Genomic DNA, 13,549 nt, shown 5'->3' with positions numbered 1-13,549 from the left:
CGCCGGCCTCTCTCCGCATATGGAACATTGCAATGCTCGATAGGTCCGATGTCGGCAACCGCTATGACGAAGTCTGGCGCATCAGCGAGCCGTACATGCGCGCGCGCAAGAACGACGTCCACATTCCCCTGTCCTATGCCTATGCGCGCAAGCTGCTCGCTCAATATCCGGACGCAGACGAGGACATCGTTTCGCTCGCAATCATCCTGCACGACATCGGCTGGTACACGATCGACATGAAGGACATCATCGAGAAGGGATTCGGTCCCAACATGATGCAGTCCGATGTGCGCTTTCTCCACGAAAGCGAAGGCGTCCGCATGTCACGCGAAGTCCTCGAACAGGCCGATTGGCCGGAGGACATCATCGTCGCGGTCGGCGAGATCATCGACGGCCACGACACTCGCCCCTACCCGCGCTCGCTGAACGACCGGATCGTGCGCGACGCCGACAAGCTGTGGCGCTACACGACCACCGGCGTTGCGGTGGCCTGCGACTGGTTCAAGATGACGCCGCGCCACTATGCGTCGCGCCTGACGGCGCAGCTCGCCGTGCTCGAGACTGAAGCCGGACGACTCATGGCTGAGGAGGCGCTGGGCGAGACCCGAGCCGCGCTGATGCTCGACCTGATCTGAACGAGAGGTCGCGGACATGGACATGTTCATCGATGGCCGCTGGGTTGCAGCCCAAAGCGGAGCGACCTTCGACGTTGTCGATCCGGCAACGGGCGAGACGGTCGACAGCGTCCCGGAGGCTGGGCGCGCGGATGTCGATGCCGCCATCAACGCAGCCGACATCGCATTCCAATCGTGGAAAACGACGCCCGTGGCAGAGCGCGCCCGCCTGCAGAGGAACGCGGCGCGGCTGATGCGCGAGAGTGCCGGTGAGCTCGGTCGCCTGCTGACCAGGGAGCTCGGCCGTCCGCTGGCGGGATCCGTCAGCGAAATTCAGCGCTCGGCCGAACTGCTCGACGTCTATGCCGAGGAAGGCCTGCGCCTGCACGCCGAGATGCCGCTGACGGGTGTGGCCGGCGAAAAGATCGTCATCACCCGCGAGCCGGTCGGCGTCGTCGTCGCGATCACGCCCTTCAACTATCCGGTGACGCTGCTCTGCTTCAAGCTCGGCGCCGCGCTGATGGCCGGTTGCACCGTCGTCGCCAAGCCCGCCGAGGACACGCCGCTGTCGACACTGCGGCTCGCCGAGATCTTCCATGCCGCCGGCTTTGCCCAGGGCTGCTTCAATGTCGTCACCGGCCGCGGCCCCGACCTCGGCATGCAGATGATCGCGCATCCGACACCACGCAAGATTGCGTTTACCGGCGGCACCCGGGCCGGAAAGGCGATTGCCGCCGCAGCCGCGGGAACGATGAAGCGGATCACCCTCGAGCTCGGCGGCCAGTGCCCGGCCATCGTCTGCGCCGACGCCGATATCGGCGCCGCCGCGGCTGCGATCGCCCGTCACGCCTTCGCCAATTCCGGCCAGTTCTGCTACCGCGTCAATCGCGTCTATGTCGAGCGCCCCATCTACGCGGCCTTTCTCGCTGCGCTCGCCGACAAGGTCGCGCAGCTCGACGTCGGCAACGGCCTGACCTCGAATTGCGCGCTGGGACCGCTCATCAACGAGAAGATCTACCGCAACAGCGAGCGGCAGATCGCCGATGCCCGTGCCAATGGCGCAACCGTGCTGACCGGCGGCGTCCGGTTGACGGGCGGGCTCTACGACAAGGGCTGGTTCCTGCCGCCGACCGTGATCGCCGATGCGCCCCCCTCCGCGCTCGTCATGACCGAGGAAACGTTCGGCCCCGTGCTTGGTGTCGCCCCGTTCGACGATCGCACCGAGGCGCTGCGGCTCGCGAATGCGACGGTCTATGGACTGGCCGCCTTCGTGTTCTCGCGCAACCTGGCGACAGGACTGACCCTGGCCGAGCGCCTCGAAGCGGGCTCCGTGTGGGTCAACGACATCCAGCGCTCGAACCAGCGCGCGCCGTTCGGCGGCATGAAGCAGAGCGGAATCGGCCGCGAGAAGGGCCGCTACGGCATCGAGGACTATCTCGAATACAAGACCATCTATCTGAGCTACGACGCGGAGCTGCGCTGATGCATTTTCTGCGCGAACAGGATCTGCCGATCTGGCTCGCGGCGCGGCCGTGGCTGGACGTCCGCTCCAACGACGAGCATACGCTGATCTCCTATCGTCTCGGCCAGGCGCTGCTGCGGATCCATCCCGACGCGGACGCCGCCGTGGTGCTGCCGGCGATCCTCATGCACGACGTCGGCTGGAAGAAGTTCCCGCCCGAGCAGCTCGCCGCCGCCGTCGGCCCCAATCCCAGATATCCCGAGCTGCAACGTGCCCACGAGATCGAAGGCGTGAAGATCGCAGCCGAGGCGTTCGCACGGCTGGCGATCCCCGGGCTAAGAGTCGAGACCATCCTGGCGATCATCGACGGCCACGACACCCGAAAGACGGCGATCTCGCATGAGGATGCGCTGATGAAGGACGCCGACAAGCTATGGCGCTTCACCGGCCATGGGGTCGCGACGATCGGCGGCTGGTTCGATACGCCGCCGAAGGAGACGCTCGCGATGCTGGAAAGCTTCGTGCTGCCGTCGATGCTGACCGAGGCCGGCACCACCATGGCCCGGGCGCTGATCGCCGAGGGCACGGCGTCTGCGTTCATGGCGGATCTGCTGCACATCGAGGTTGCCACATGAGTCCGATCCAACTGCAAGGCAAGCGCGTCATCGTCACCGGCGCGGCCGGCGGGCTGGGCCGCGGATTCGCGCTCGCCTTTGCTGCGGCCGGTGCCGAGGTCGTCGCCGCCGACATCCGTCTCGGCGGCGCCGACGACACCGCGCGGCTGATCCGCGACCGCGGCGGCAAGGCGCACGCGGCGGAGGTCGACGTCGCGAACGAGACGTCCACCGCGGCGCTGGCGCAATTCGCGCTGGCGCGCATGAGCGGCCTCGACGTGCTGGTCAACAATGCCGCGATCTATGCCGGGCTCGAACGCCGCGGCTTCGAGGCAATCCCGGAGGCCGAGTGGGACCGGGTGATGCGCGTCAACATCAAGGGCGTGTGGATGATGAGCAAGGCGGCCGCGCCACTGCTGCGACGCGCCGGCGGTGGCGCGATCGTCAACGTCTCGTCGGCCACCGTCATGAGCGGCTCGCCGATGTGGCTGCACTACGTCTCGTCGAAAGGCGCCGTCATTGCGATGACGCGTGCGCTGGCGCGCGAGCTCGGCGACGACAAGATCACGGTCAACGTCATCGCGCCCGGCTTCACGCTCACCGAGGCCAGCCTCGGCCTGATGGAGAACGCCGCCGAATATGGCGTGTCCCGCGGAGCCCTGAAGCGCGCGGCCGACGTCGACGACATGGTCGGCGGCGCGCTGTTCTTCGCGTCGGCGGCCGCGGCCTTCATCACCGGTCAGACCCTGATCATCGACGGCGGCCGGCAGTTCATCTAGGGACACGCAACGACCCATGCCCAGAATCACCTTCATCGAGACGGACGGCACCGTGCGCCTTGTCGAGGCCGAGCCCGGCGAGAGCGCCATGCAGGCGGCGAAGCGCAATGGTGTCGATGGCATCATCGGCGAATGCGGCGGGTCCTGCATCTGCGCCACGTGCCATTGCCACGTCGACAAGGCATGGCTGGAGCGCGTCGGCCCCGCCGGCGACATCGAGGTCGACCTGCTCGAATTCGAGGCCGCCGACGTGCGCCCGGAGAGCCGCCTCGCGTGCCAGATCTCGATCACCGACGCGCTCGACGGTCTGGTGCTGCAGGTCGTCGGCCTCAGCCGCTGAACGGCCGGAGGGTTGCACCGGTCTTTGATCACGCCGCACGCATCATCGGCGGTGGGACGATGACGGGCATCGAGCTGCTCGCTTGAACAGATCGACCCGCTTGGTCGATACGGCCGCGCCGATCCTCGCCGCCGCTTTCCCTTCGCATCGCATCATCTCGTCGCTTGCGCAGCAGCAGGAATGCGGTCGACTACGCTCACAATCGCGCCCGAATACGCCCGATGTTCATGCGCACCCGCGGCCTAAAGAAAAACCAAAGAATGCGGCCTACACTGGATCCTACAACATCGCGCGACGATCTATCAGGTCTAACCGCCTGACTCGTACGCCATCGCCACGCGCCGCACAACGTTCGCCCGTTCAAGGGCGGCAGCGGACCGCAACGAAGAGCAACGAACGCGATCACAGAGCTCGGGAGGAGCAACGCATGCCGAAGCTGCAGCGGCGGGACTATTACGACACGGCCCGCGACATGAACTGGGCCTTCTCCTATGTCAGCGAGGAGGAGGTCTTTCCCGAGGAGCTGTCCAAGAGCTTCGGCATCCATGGCGAGCAGTGGTGGGGCTGGGACGAGCCGTACAAGCTGACCTATCGCGAGTACGTCCATAACCAGGCCGGCAAGGACGACGGCATCTACTCGATCCGCTCGACGATTGCGCGCTCCAATTTGTATGACAATCTCGATGCCGGCTGGAAGTCGGCGATCAAGGCGCATTACGGCGCCATTCCGGTTCCGGAATATTTCGCCTCGATCGGCGAGGCGCGCATGGCCCGGTTCGGCCGCGCTGCTGCCTGGCGCAACATGGCCACCTTCGGCACCCTCGACGAATGCCGCCACGGCCAGGCGCAGATCTACTTCCCCTATTGCCTGCTCGGAAAGGACCCGCAATTCGACTGGGCCCACAAGGCGATGCACACCAACGAGTGGGGCGTGATCGCGGCGCGCAGCCTGTTCGACGACATGTTCACCGCCAATGATGCGGTGTCGACGGCGATCCAGCTGACCTTCACCTTCGAGACCGGCTTCACCAACCTGCAGTTCCTCGGCATGGCCTCGGATGCGCTGCATGTCGGCGACATCGAGTTCGGTGCGCTGATTTCCTCGATCCAGACCGACGAGGCGCGGCATTCGCAGCAGGGCGAGCCGACCTTGAAGATCATGATCAACAACGGCAAGAAGGCCGAGGCGCAGAAGATGGTCGACCAGATGTTCTGGCGGTCGTGGAAGCTGTTCGCGCTGCTGACCGGCATCTCCATGGACTACTACACGCCGCTGGAAAGCCGGACGATGTCGTTCAAGGAGTTCATGCAGGACTGGATCTGCCGGCAGTTCATGGACCAGTTCAAGGACCTCGGCATGAACGTGCCATGGTACTGGGAAAAGCACTTCCTGCCCGAGCTCGACTGGGTCCATCACGCCTATCACATGGGCGTCTGGTTCTGGCGGCCGACCGTGTGGTGGAATCCCGATGCGGGCGTGTCCGCGGCCGAGCGCGACTGGCTCGAGCAGAAATATCCCGGCTGGAACGACCGGTTCGGCAAGCTGTGGGACGTGATCGGCGACAATGTCCGCACGGGCCAGATCGAAAAGACCTATCCGGCGACGCTGCCGGTCGTCTGCAACTGCTGCCACATTCCGATCTGCAGCCCGAGCATCGGCCAGGCGCCGCGGATCACCACGCACAACGGTCGCAAGCTGAACTTCTGCTGCGAAGTCTGCGAATGGGTGTGGAAGAGCCAGCCCGAGCGCTACGACACCCATCTCTCGATCGTGGACCGTTTCCTGGCCGGACACATCCAGCCGCCGACCCTGGAAGGCGCGCTGCAATATATGGGCATCACGCCCGATGTCGCCGGCAATGACGCGCAGAGCTACGCCTGGAATGGCGCGTCTCGCCTCGCGGCCGAATGATCCGCCCAGCATGAATTGACAGGCGCCGCTTACGAGCGACGCACCACCCGACACGACCACAGATATAACAACAAATCTGGGAGGTAAGCGTGGCCCTGTTCCCGCTCCAAGCCAACTTCCGCGGCGACTTCGTCGTCCTGCTGATCCCCGTCGACGACGGCGATAGCATGAGCATCGTGGCCGACAAGGTCGCCCAGCACGCGGTCGGACTGCGCGTCGCCGAGAAGAACGCGTCGAAATGCGTCTACCACAACGGTCGCGAGCTGCCGTCCGCGATGACGGTGGCGCAGTCCGGAATCCAGCCGATGGATTGGATCGAGGTGGCCTATGTCTGACGACGCCGACGTGACGTGGAGGCAGGTCGCGACCTTGGACGACCTTTGGGAAGGTGATTTCATCGGCGTCGAGGTCGACGGCGAGGAAGTGATCGTGATGCACCTTCCTGGCGGCGAGTTGCGTTGCTTCCAGGGCATGTGCCCGCACCAGGAGATCCTGCTGGCGGACGGCAAGGTCGATTTCGAAGCCGGCACCATCACCTGCTCGGCCCATGAGTGGGAGTTCAGCATGGATGACGGCCGCGGCCTCAACCCGCGCGACTGCCGCCTCTTCCGCTACGCGGTGAAGAAGGACGGCGAAGCGATTCTGGTCGGCGTGCCCAACGACGGACGGCTGCGCCGCCTCCGCCACAAGACCGAGCAGGACGCATAGGACAAGCCCATGACCACGACAGCAGCACCGAAACTGGTCGGCCCCGTCATCAGGGGCGTCGACGAGGACATCATCGACGCCGTGATCGCGGCGAGCGAGCAGGACAATCCGGACGTCGAGATCGTCATCGAGGACCGCGGCGGCTATGTCCGCGTCCAGGCCGACCGGAATTTCCGCCTGACGCAGAAGAGCATGCAGGCGGCGCTGGGGCGGCCATTCCGGCTTGCCGAGATCGAGCCGAGCCTGGTGTCGTTCGGCGGACGGCTCGAGTCGATGGACGACGAATGGGTCTGGACCATCCACACATAACAAATTCCGGGAGGATACGTCATGACCGCGATGACCGCGAAGTCGGCTGCGCGCAAGCAGAAGAAGACTTGGAGCCTGTGGACCGAGCGCCGGCTGCCGTCGGAATACGAGGCCGTCACCTACAAGTTCCACAGCCACTTCCGCCGCGCGCCGGCACCGTTCGAGCTGTCCGAGAACTGGTCGATCAACCAGTTCTATCTCAGGAATCGCGAAGGCTCGAGGCTCACGCTGGACGATTGGGAGGGCTATCGCGATCCCCTCACCTACACCTATCGCCGCTATGTCACTGACCAGAAGGATCGCGAGGTCTATTGCGACAACCTGATCGACGAGTTCGAGCGCCAGGACAGCTATCGCAAGCTGTCTGCGCCGTGGCTCGACTTCCTCGGCCAGGCCTATCTGCCGGTGCGTTTCCCGGGACACGCGATGCAGATGAGCGCGGCCTATGTCGCGCAGATGGCGCCGTCGGCGTTCGTGACCAACACCTTCTACTTCCAGATGGGCAACGAGATGCGGCGGGTGCAGCGCCAGGCCTATCTGGCCAAGGCGCTCGCGCTCGACACCGGCCGCCCGGAGCTCGCCGACAGCAACATTGCCCGTACCGTCTGGACGCAGGCGCCGCAATGGCAGGGCCTGCGCGAGCTGATCGAGAAGCAGCTGATCGCCTACGATTGGGGCGAAGCGTTCGTCTCCCGCAATCTGGTGCTGCGGCCGATCTTCGATCACGCCTTCAACCGCGAGATCGCCGATCTGGCGCGCACGAACGACGATGACCTGCTGGCGCTGCTGCACGACGACTTCCGCAACTACGACGAAGCCTATGCCGTCGAGACCACCAAGGCCCTGGTGCGCTACGCCACCGGCAAGGTCCCGGAGCATGCGGTTCTGCTGCGGGAGTGGGTCGCGAAGTGGATGCCGCTCGGCGAGCGCGCCGCGCGCGGCCTCAGCGAGGCACTTTCGGCCGCGCCCGGTGCCGACGATGCACGGGCGATCCTGGAGCGGACCATGACGGCCCAGGCGAGGCTGATCGCGGATTGCGGCTTGTAGTCTGGCAGACGCGGTCGGCGTGCTGCGCCGACCGCCCAAGCCGAAAGGATGGCGTGGATGACCCGGCAACTCCGCATCGAGCCCGACGGTGTCGCGATCGACGCGGCCGGCCATGACACCATCCTTCAGGCAGCGCGACGCGGGGGCGTCGCGCTGCCTTACGAATGCGGCTGGGGCAGTTGCGGTGCCTGCAAGGTGACGCTCATCGATGGGCAGGTCGATCTGATCTTTCCCGGCGCGCCGGCGGTCAATCCGCGCGACGCACGACGCAACCGCATCCTGGCCTGTCAGTCCCGCGCGATCTCGGACGTCACGATCGCCCGCGGTCCCGGCGACTGGTCCGCGCCGACGCCGCGATGCGTCGAGCAACAGGCGACCCTGCGCGGCATCGACGATCTCGCGCCGGAGATCCGCCAATTCAGCTTCGAGACGGCCGAGCCGATCGACTTCCGGCCGGGGCAGTATGCGATCCTGCATCTCGGCAACGGGCTGCGGCGCTGCTACTCGATGTGCAACCTGCCGGGCAGCACCATCCTGCAGTTCATTGCGAAGCGCTACGATGGCGGCACAGGCAGCAACGCGCTCGCGGCGTTGGCTCCGGGGACGCGCATCACCATCGAGGCGCCGTTCGGCGTCTGCACGCTGCGTCGACAGCCGGGCCGCAAGGTGTTCGTGGCGGGGGGCACCGGCATCGCGCCGATCCTGGCGATGCTGCGCGAGGCCGCGGCTGCGCACCTCGATTTCGGATCGCCCGCGGACGTCATCTACGGCGCCCGCACGCCGGCGGATCTCGCCGCTGATGACATGCTGGCGGCGGCGATCACGCAAACTCCCCGGGCGCGCTACCTGCCCGTGGTCGAGCACGCGCCGTCCGGCTGGCCGCATGCGGCCGGCTTGGTCACCGATGTCATCCAGGGCGCAGTCCTGGATCCCGCGGCGGCCGAGTTCTACGTCGCCGGCCCGCCGGTCATGGTGAACGCGGTCAGGTCGCTGCTGCGCGCCGCCGATGTTCCGATCACGCAGGTTCATTATGACAGCTTCGGCTAGAGCAGGCGTGCGCGGTGCTGCACCCATCTGGGCGATGGCGCCTGGACTGCGCCGTCTCGCCACACGTCCCGGCAGCGCGCCGCGGCTCGCACCAACATGGCCCTGCCACCAGCTCGGCGACACCTCGCCCGCCGGATACGCCGCACAGCTCGTGTCCTGCGCCTGCGCGCTGGCTGGCGTCGAAGAGGTACCGGCGCCGATGAACGCCGCAGGCCGCGCCTTCGCGCTCGATGACATCCATGCCATGGGCCAGCCGGAGGCCTTCGTGTTCGCGCCGGTGTGGCTCATCGTTCGCCCCGACGGGTCGCTGCACCTGACCTTGCGGCCGGAATGGGCGCAGAAGGTGGCGGCCAAGGGCTGGGGCACGGTGCATCCGTTCGCACGCTACATGGCGGGCGCCGTGCCGCCGCAGAGCCTCGTGGTCTACGCGCCGCGCGATCAAAGCGAGCTGGCGGTTGCGGCGCGGATCATCGCGGCCGCGCACTGCTACGCGAGCGGCCGCATCGGCGACGTCGCATTGCCCGACAGCCGGTGGTGAGCGATGAGGGAGCTCTCGGCCATGACCAATGAAGGCGGCACCAGGCGGTTTCGCATACGGCTGGAACGTCCGGAGGGGACGTTCACATTCGACGCCATATCCGACGAATATCTGCTGTACAGCATGATCGACGCCGGCATCGAGACGCCCTACATCTGCGAGCAGGGCTGGTGCCTCGCATGCGCCGCGCGCTTGGTATCGGGCAACGTGGACCGCTCCGATGCGCTGACGGTCTACCCTCAGGACGCTGAAGCCGGCTTTCTGCTGCTGTGTTCGACCAAGCCCTGCTCGGATCTGGTCCTGATGCTCGACGAGCGCCAGACCCGACGGGACATGATGCAACACCGGATCGAGCACAATCAGTTGGCGCGAGCCTATCCGCCCGGCGCACGTCTCCGGTTTCGCCGCGGACGCGCTAAGGCGCGAGTCGACGCGTGCACCCGTTCAGCAACAGGGACTCGAACAGATGAGCCGGCGACATCCGCTCAGATGGGGCTGATTGGATCAAAACCAAAATAGCGTTCTTTTGCATAGTATGAGTTGGTGACCATCAAAGCCGCAGAAGGTGAAGCTGGTTCTATCACTGGCGCATTCGTTTGTTGGGTCCGGGCTGGGTCGGCCGCCAGCGCAGCTCTGAACTCGAACGATCCACGGCATCCGACGAGCTGCTTCAGAACAGCCTCGAACGATCGTCTCTGCGTCAGCGCAACACGGGTTCTCTCAATCGTCCTTGCCAAGGGTCAAGCGCCATCGCTTTCATTTCGGGGCCTGAGGAGATCACACAAGACCGCTTCAAGTTGAGTGGCGCATCCCTCGTCATTCGTCCAGCAGATCCAAGAACTGTTCGACCCGTCGTAAAGCAGGTTCATCGCTGCGCCCGGGATAGACGACGCGATCGCCCTCGCGCTGCAGTGACCGCGAGCGTAATTTACCGATCCTCCCTGCGAGCATCGTTGCAGCAATCGCATCCGGGCCGACATCGAGACGCATGATCCCCCGTTGCCTGCAACTTATCCTGAGCTTGGCGACAGCAAAGAAATTGCTGGCCTCGGATGGCAGCTTGCCGAATCGGCGGTGCGTTTCATCCTCGAGCTCCTCCAGTTCGTCATCACTCCGGCACCGGGCGGCTCGAGCGTAGATCTCCAGCCTGACCGCCTCCGATTGCACATAGCTCGAAGGAAGCAGCTCAGGAATGGGAAGATTCAACTCGGGGATCCAGAGGGCGGACATTCCATCGCGGTCTCCCTCCAGGGCAAGCGTAAGAAGGTGGCCGTAGAGCGTCGGTCCGAACACCTGCATGTGGCCGGATTGTCGATCGGAGCGCAGGTCGCCGCCGCCGCGGAGATCGAGGTCGCGAGCGCTGATCGCGAAGCCAGCGCCCGGACGGCTCAATTCCTCGAGAACGGAAAGCCGCTTTTCCGAGCGTTCGGAGCCGCCTTCCGTCAGGAAATGTGCAAACGCCCGGATGCCGCCCCGTCCTACTCGCCCCCTGAGCTGATGCAATTGTGCCAGGCCGAATTTTTCGGGCCAGCACACAACGATGGTGTTCGCACGTGGGATATCGAGGCCACTTTCCACGATGTTGGTCGCAAGTAGTACATCGGCACGGCCTTCGACGAACCCCATCAACCTCTCGTCAATCTCGTCCGTCGGCATCTTGCCGTGAATGGCAATGATACGTAGTTCCGGCGCCAGCGCATGGATCCTGGCGAGCATGGGATCGAGATCCTGGATCCGCGGACAAACGACAAAACTCTGACCGTTACGTCTGTGCTCACGAACCAGCGCAGCGGCGATAGCTATGTCCGAAAGCGGTGCGACCTTGGTGGCAACCGGAACACGATGGACCGGCGGGGTTGCGATCACGCTGAGATCCCTCAAGCCCGTCAAGCCGGCCGCAAGTGTGCGGGGGATCGGTGTCGCACTCATCCAGAGCCGGTGGCCGTTCTTATTGAGGCCCGACAGCATGGCTTTCTCGGCAGCGCCGAAATGCTGCTCCTCGTCAATGATGATCAGGCCAAGTTCGGCAAATCTCACTTCCTTGGATGCGAGCGCGAGGGTCCCGACGACGACCCTGAGTTCTCCGCTCTTGAGGCGCTCCCTTACCTCTCGCGCTTCGGCGGTCGAGGCAACCCGCGACAGGTTTCCAACATCGATGCCAAGAGGCGCAAAGCGCTTGCGGAAGGTTTCGACATGCTGTCGTGCCAGCACTGTCGTCGGCACGACGATAGCGACCTGCTTTCCGGCCAGCACGGCGGCTGCCGCTGCGCGCAGCGCCACCTCGGTTTTGCCAAAGCCGACGTCTCCACAGACGATCCGGTCCATCGGGTGCCCCGATGCAAGATCATCCAGAACGTCGCGGATGGCCTTCGCCTGATCGGAGGTGGTGAAATAGGGAAACCGCGCGACGAACTTCTCATAGACAGCAGGGCGCGGCACGAGCTTCGGAGCCGGGCGCCGCCGGCGCTGACTCATCTGCTTGGCCAGCTCCTTTGCGACCACGTGAATCTCCGTCTCGGCAGCAGCTCGCCGCGGCCGCCACGAGCTGCCGTCGGCCTTGTCCAGCGAGGTGTCTCCGAGCTCAGCGGCGTAGGGCCAGATCAGCGCCAATTCTGCGAGAGGGACGAGAACGGCGTCGTTTCCGGCAAATACCAACCTGACCATCTCGCGCGCCGAAAGATCTCCCGTGCCCATGGATCTCAGGCCGCCAAGGCGTGCGAGTCCACGTTGCAGATGAACGACCACGGATCCGAGTTCGGGGAGATCTCCCGAATCGAAGCCGGGCGTCCATGCCCAGTTCATCGGTTGCGGTTGGTGTGCCCTGCTGCCGAGCACGTCGGCAGCAGTGATGACCACGAGGGGCTTCTTTCCAGGAACGACAAAGCCCGCATCGAAGCCTGCCAACAATGCGGCCTGCTGCCTGCCCCTTGCGGTCGCCTGCGTCCAATCGGGCACGCATTCGGCCTTGATAGCGCTCATCCGGGCCATCACACGCAAATCCGCTTCGACGGCAGCGACGAAAAGCACACGTGCGCTTCCGCGCTGGGCTTCCTCGATAAATGCACGGAGCGCCTTCCGCGGAGAGGCTGCCTTGTAGAACTCTGGCGTCGCACGATACGGAGTGGTTGGCGGCAACACAGTGATCTTCCTGGCCGCCAGCTCCCATTCGCGTCGGCTGAGATAGGCACGGTCACGCTCACTGCGGGCGGCCGCATCCTCGATCGTGCTCAACCAGGTGTCGGCGTGCCTGGGCACGGTGCTGTCGGCGATCCATTTGGCGCGTGCACAATAGTCCAATAGGCTGGACCTTCTTCGAGCCCGGCCCGTGAACGCCAGCCGCTCGGACATCGGGTCAATCAGGAGTTCCTTCGTTTCGGAAATCACCTCCTGGTCTATCGGATTGATCGCTGCAATACGCCGGATTCTCCCTCCGGAATGCTCTATCCTAAAAGGTCCGAACGCGCCGGCCGGGAAGATCTCGAAGGTGTTGCCGTGAAACAAAACTCCACCGGGATAATCCGGACTGTCGTCCAGGTCGTACCCGAGAGCCTTCAGACGGGCCTCAAGGTCTTCCTCGGAAAAGACGGCCCCGGTCCGAAGGGGAAATCCGATACGAGACCAGTTCGCAGGCAACGGCAGGAGCTCCATTATGGCCTCCGCCGTCGCGATCAGCAGGATCGGCTTTTTTGCCCTGGCAAGGCGTCTCAAGACGGAGCTCCGCCGGCCCGCGATATCACGTGAAGGCTCAAGCTGATCGAACGGAAGCGTGTTCAAACGGGGATAGACGAGCACATCACAGGCCGGCTCGATAACTGGGATGATCGAACCCAACAGCTCGGCTCGGCTCTCATTTTCGGCGAGAAACACAAGTCCGCCCCGGCCCGAAGCACGCCATCGCGCGGTAAGATACAGCGCCAACATGCCCAGCGGCGACGAGGAGGAAATGCCAGTCCGAATCGGAGCCTTCGTCGTTGCCGCAACAGATGTCTTCTTCCGCGGGGCGGCCTTTGGTGACGCGGAGCGCTTTGCTGATGTGTTCTTGCGCGGCGTTGAGCCACGGGGCGTACGAAGAGCAGTGGTCACTGAATTCTCGTGCTGAATTGACGAATGCGAGGCAAGCCTGCGAATCTTTGTCGAGCTTTAGCGGATTCGACGGCTTCAAGGGATCCAAACTTCGGA

At 64.7% G+C, this 13,549-nt stretch carries 14 protein-coding genes; 13 read left to right on the top strand and 1 reads right to left on the bottom strand.

What is annotated here, in order from left to right:
• Positions 1–32: 32 nt before the first annotated feature.
• The 13 genes from ACQR13_RS18625 (at position 33) to ACQR13_RS18565 (ending at position 9,889) form a co-directional block, all read left to right on the top strand.
• Positions 33–635: an HD domain-containing protein gene (locus ACQR13_RS18625; RefSeq protein ID WP_434863076.1), complete on the top strand. Its 603-nt coding sequence runs from the start codon at positions 33–35 to the stop codon at positions 633–635.
• A gap of 16 nt (positions 636–651) precedes the next feature.
• Complete coding sequence (locus ACQR13_RS18620) at positions 652–2,097, top strand: aldehyde dehydrogenase family protein (RefSeq protein WP_434863075.1); 1,446 nt, start codon at positions 652–654, stop codon at positions 2,095–2,097.
• Complete coding sequence (locus ACQR13_RS18615; protein WP_315826583.1) at positions 2,097–2,711, top strand: HD domain-containing protein; 615 nt, start codon at positions 2,097–2,099, stop codon at positions 2,709–2,711. Before ACQR13_RS18620 ends, ACQR13_RS18615 begins: the two co-directional genes overlap by 1 nt.
• Positions 2,708–3,469: an SDR family NAD(P)-dependent oxidoreductase gene (locus tag ACQR13_RS18610; protein WP_315826582.1), complete on the top strand. Its 762-nt coding sequence runs from the start codon at positions 2,708–2,710 to the stop codon at positions 3,467–3,469. The genes ACQR13_RS18615 and ACQR13_RS18610 overlap by 4 nt, the downstream gene beginning before the upstream one ends.
• A gap of 16 nt (positions 3,470–3,485) precedes the next feature.
• Positions 3,486–3,809 carry a 2Fe-2S iron-sulfur cluster-binding protein gene (locus ACQR13_RS18605; RefSeq protein WP_315826581.1) on the top strand — a complete coding sequence of 108 codons (324 nt, stop codon included), beginning with the start codon at positions 3,486–3,488 and terminating at the stop codon, positions 3,807–3,809.
• Positions 3,810–4,236: 427 nt separating this feature from the next.
• Entirely contained in the window at positions 4,237–5,721 is a 1,485-nt protein-coding gene (locus tag ACQR13_RS18600; RefSeq protein WP_434843252.1) for an aromatic/alkene/methane monooxygenase hydroxylase/oxygenase subunit alpha, read from the top strand.
• An 89-nt stretch (positions 5,722–5,810) separates the two neighbouring features.
• The gene (locus ACQR13_RS18595) at positions 5,811–6,056 is read left to right on the top strand and encodes a toluene-4-monooxygenase system B family protein (protein ID WP_315826579.1); all 246 of its coding nucleotides are present in this window, start codon (positions 5,811–5,813) and stop codon (positions 6,054–6,056) included.
• Positions 6,049–6,429: a Rieske 2Fe-2S domain-containing protein gene (locus tag ACQR13_RS18590; RefSeq protein ID WP_315826578.1), complete on the top strand. Its 381-nt coding sequence runs from the start codon at positions 6,049–6,051 to the stop codon at positions 6,427–6,429. The genes ACQR13_RS18595 and ACQR13_RS18590 overlap by 8 nt, the downstream gene beginning before the upstream one ends.
• A gap of 9 nt (positions 6,430–6,438) precedes the next feature.
• Positions 6,439–6,738 (top strand): MmoB/DmpM family protein, encoded by a 300-nt coding sequence (locus ACQR13_RS18585; RefSeq protein ID WP_315716254.1) that lies wholly within the window; start codon positions 6,439–6,441, stop codon positions 6,736–6,738.
• Between the two features lie 21 nt (positions 6,739–6,759).
• On the top strand, positions 6,760–7,785 hold the full coding sequence (locus ACQR13_RS18580; protein ID WP_315826577.1) for an aromatic/alkene monooxygenase hydroxylase subunit beta: 1,026 nt from the start codon (positions 6,760–6,762) through the stop codon (positions 7,783–7,785).
• A gap of 57 nt (positions 7,786–7,842) precedes the next feature.
• Entirely contained in the window at positions 7,843–8,832 is a 990-nt protein-coding gene (locus tag ACQR13_RS18575) for a 2Fe-2S iron-sulfur cluster-binding protein (protein ID WP_434863074.1), read from the top strand.
• Between the two features lie 7 nt (positions 8,833–8,839).
• A complete protein-coding gene (locus tag ACQR13_RS18570) occupies positions 8,840–9,370 on the top strand; it encodes a luciferase family protein (RefSeq protein ID WP_315826575.1) in 531 nt (176 codons plus the stop codon).
• Between the two features lie 21 nt (positions 9,371–9,391).
• Positions 9,392–9,889: a 2Fe-2S iron-sulfur cluster binding domain-containing protein gene (locus ACQR13_RS18565; RefSeq protein WP_315716258.1), complete on the top strand. Its 498-nt coding sequence runs from the start codon at positions 9,392–9,394 to the stop codon at positions 9,887–9,889.
• Positions 9,890–10,186: 297 nt separating this feature from the next.
• Here the strand turns inward: ACQR13_RS18565 and ACQR13_RS18560 are convergent, their stop codons facing one another.
• The gene (locus tag ACQR13_RS18560; protein WP_315826743.1) at positions 10,187–13,291 is read right to left on the bottom strand and encodes a DEAD/DEAH box helicase; all 3,105 of its coding nucleotides are present in this window, start codon (positions 13,289–13,291) and stop codon (positions 10,187–10,189) included.
• Positions 13,292–13,549 lie beyond the last annotated feature (258 nt).

This window comes from Bradyrhizobium sp. HKCCYLRH3059 (assembly GCF_051168035.1).
In the GTDB taxonomy this organism is placed as follows: Bacteria; Pseudomonadota; Alphaproteobacteria; order Rhizobiales; family Xanthobacteraceae; genus Bradyrhizobium.
The sequence above is the reverse complement of the archived record's forward strand: the minus strand, read 5'-3'. Positions and strand labels throughout refer to the sequence as shown.

Excerpts from the sequence above, each read along its gene's own strand:
- ACQR13_RS18605 (WP_315826581.1), top strand. The coding sequence starts at position 3,486 with ATGCCCAGAATCACCTTCATCGAGACGGACGGCACCGTGCGCCTTGTC.
- ACQR13_RS18565 (WP_315716258.1), top strand. The coding sequence starts at position 9,392 with ATGACCAATGAAGGCGGCACCAGGCGGTTTCGCATACGGCTGGAACGT.
- ACQR13_RS18590 (WP_315826578.1), top strand. The coding sequence starts at position 6,049 with ATGTCTGACGACGCCGACGTGACGTGGAGGCAGGTCGCGACCTTGGAC.
- ACQR13_RS18625 (WP_434863076.1), top strand. The coding sequence starts at position 33 with ATGCTCGATAGGTCCGATGTCGGCAACCGCTATGACGAAGTCTGGCGC.
- ACQR13_RS18620 (WP_434863075.1), top strand. The coding sequence starts at position 652 with ATGGACATGTTCATCGATGGCCGCTGGGTTGCAGCCCAAAGCGGAGCG.
- ACQR13_RS18615 (WP_315826583.1), top strand. The coding sequence starts at position 2,097 with ATGCATTTTCTGCGCGAACAGGATCTGCCGATCTGGCTCGCGGCGCGG.
- ACQR13_RS18575 (WP_434863074.1), top strand. The coding sequence starts at position 7,843 with ATGACCCGGCAACTCCGCATCGAGCCCGACGGTGTCGCGATCGACGCG.
- ACQR13_RS18560 (WP_315826743.1), bottom strand. The coding sequence starts at position 13,291 with ATGTTGGCGCTGTATCTTACCGCGCGATGGCGTGCTTCGGGCCGGGGC.
- ACQR13_RS18580 (WP_315826577.1), top strand. The coding sequence starts at position 6,760 with ATGACCGCGATGACCGCGAAGTCGGCTGCGCGCAAGCAGAAGAAGACT.
- ACQR13_RS18600 (WP_434843252.1), top strand. The coding sequence starts at position 4,237 with ATGCCGAAGCTGCAGCGGCGGGACTATTACGACACGGCCCGCGACATG.
- ACQR13_RS18585 (WP_315716254.1), top strand. The coding sequence starts at position 6,439 with ATGACCACGACAGCAGCACCGAAACTGGTCGGCCCCGTCATCAGGGGC.
- ACQR13_RS18610 (WP_315826582.1), top strand. The coding sequence starts at position 2,708 with ATGAGTCCGATCCAACTGCAAGGCAAGCGCGTCATCGTCACCGGCGCG.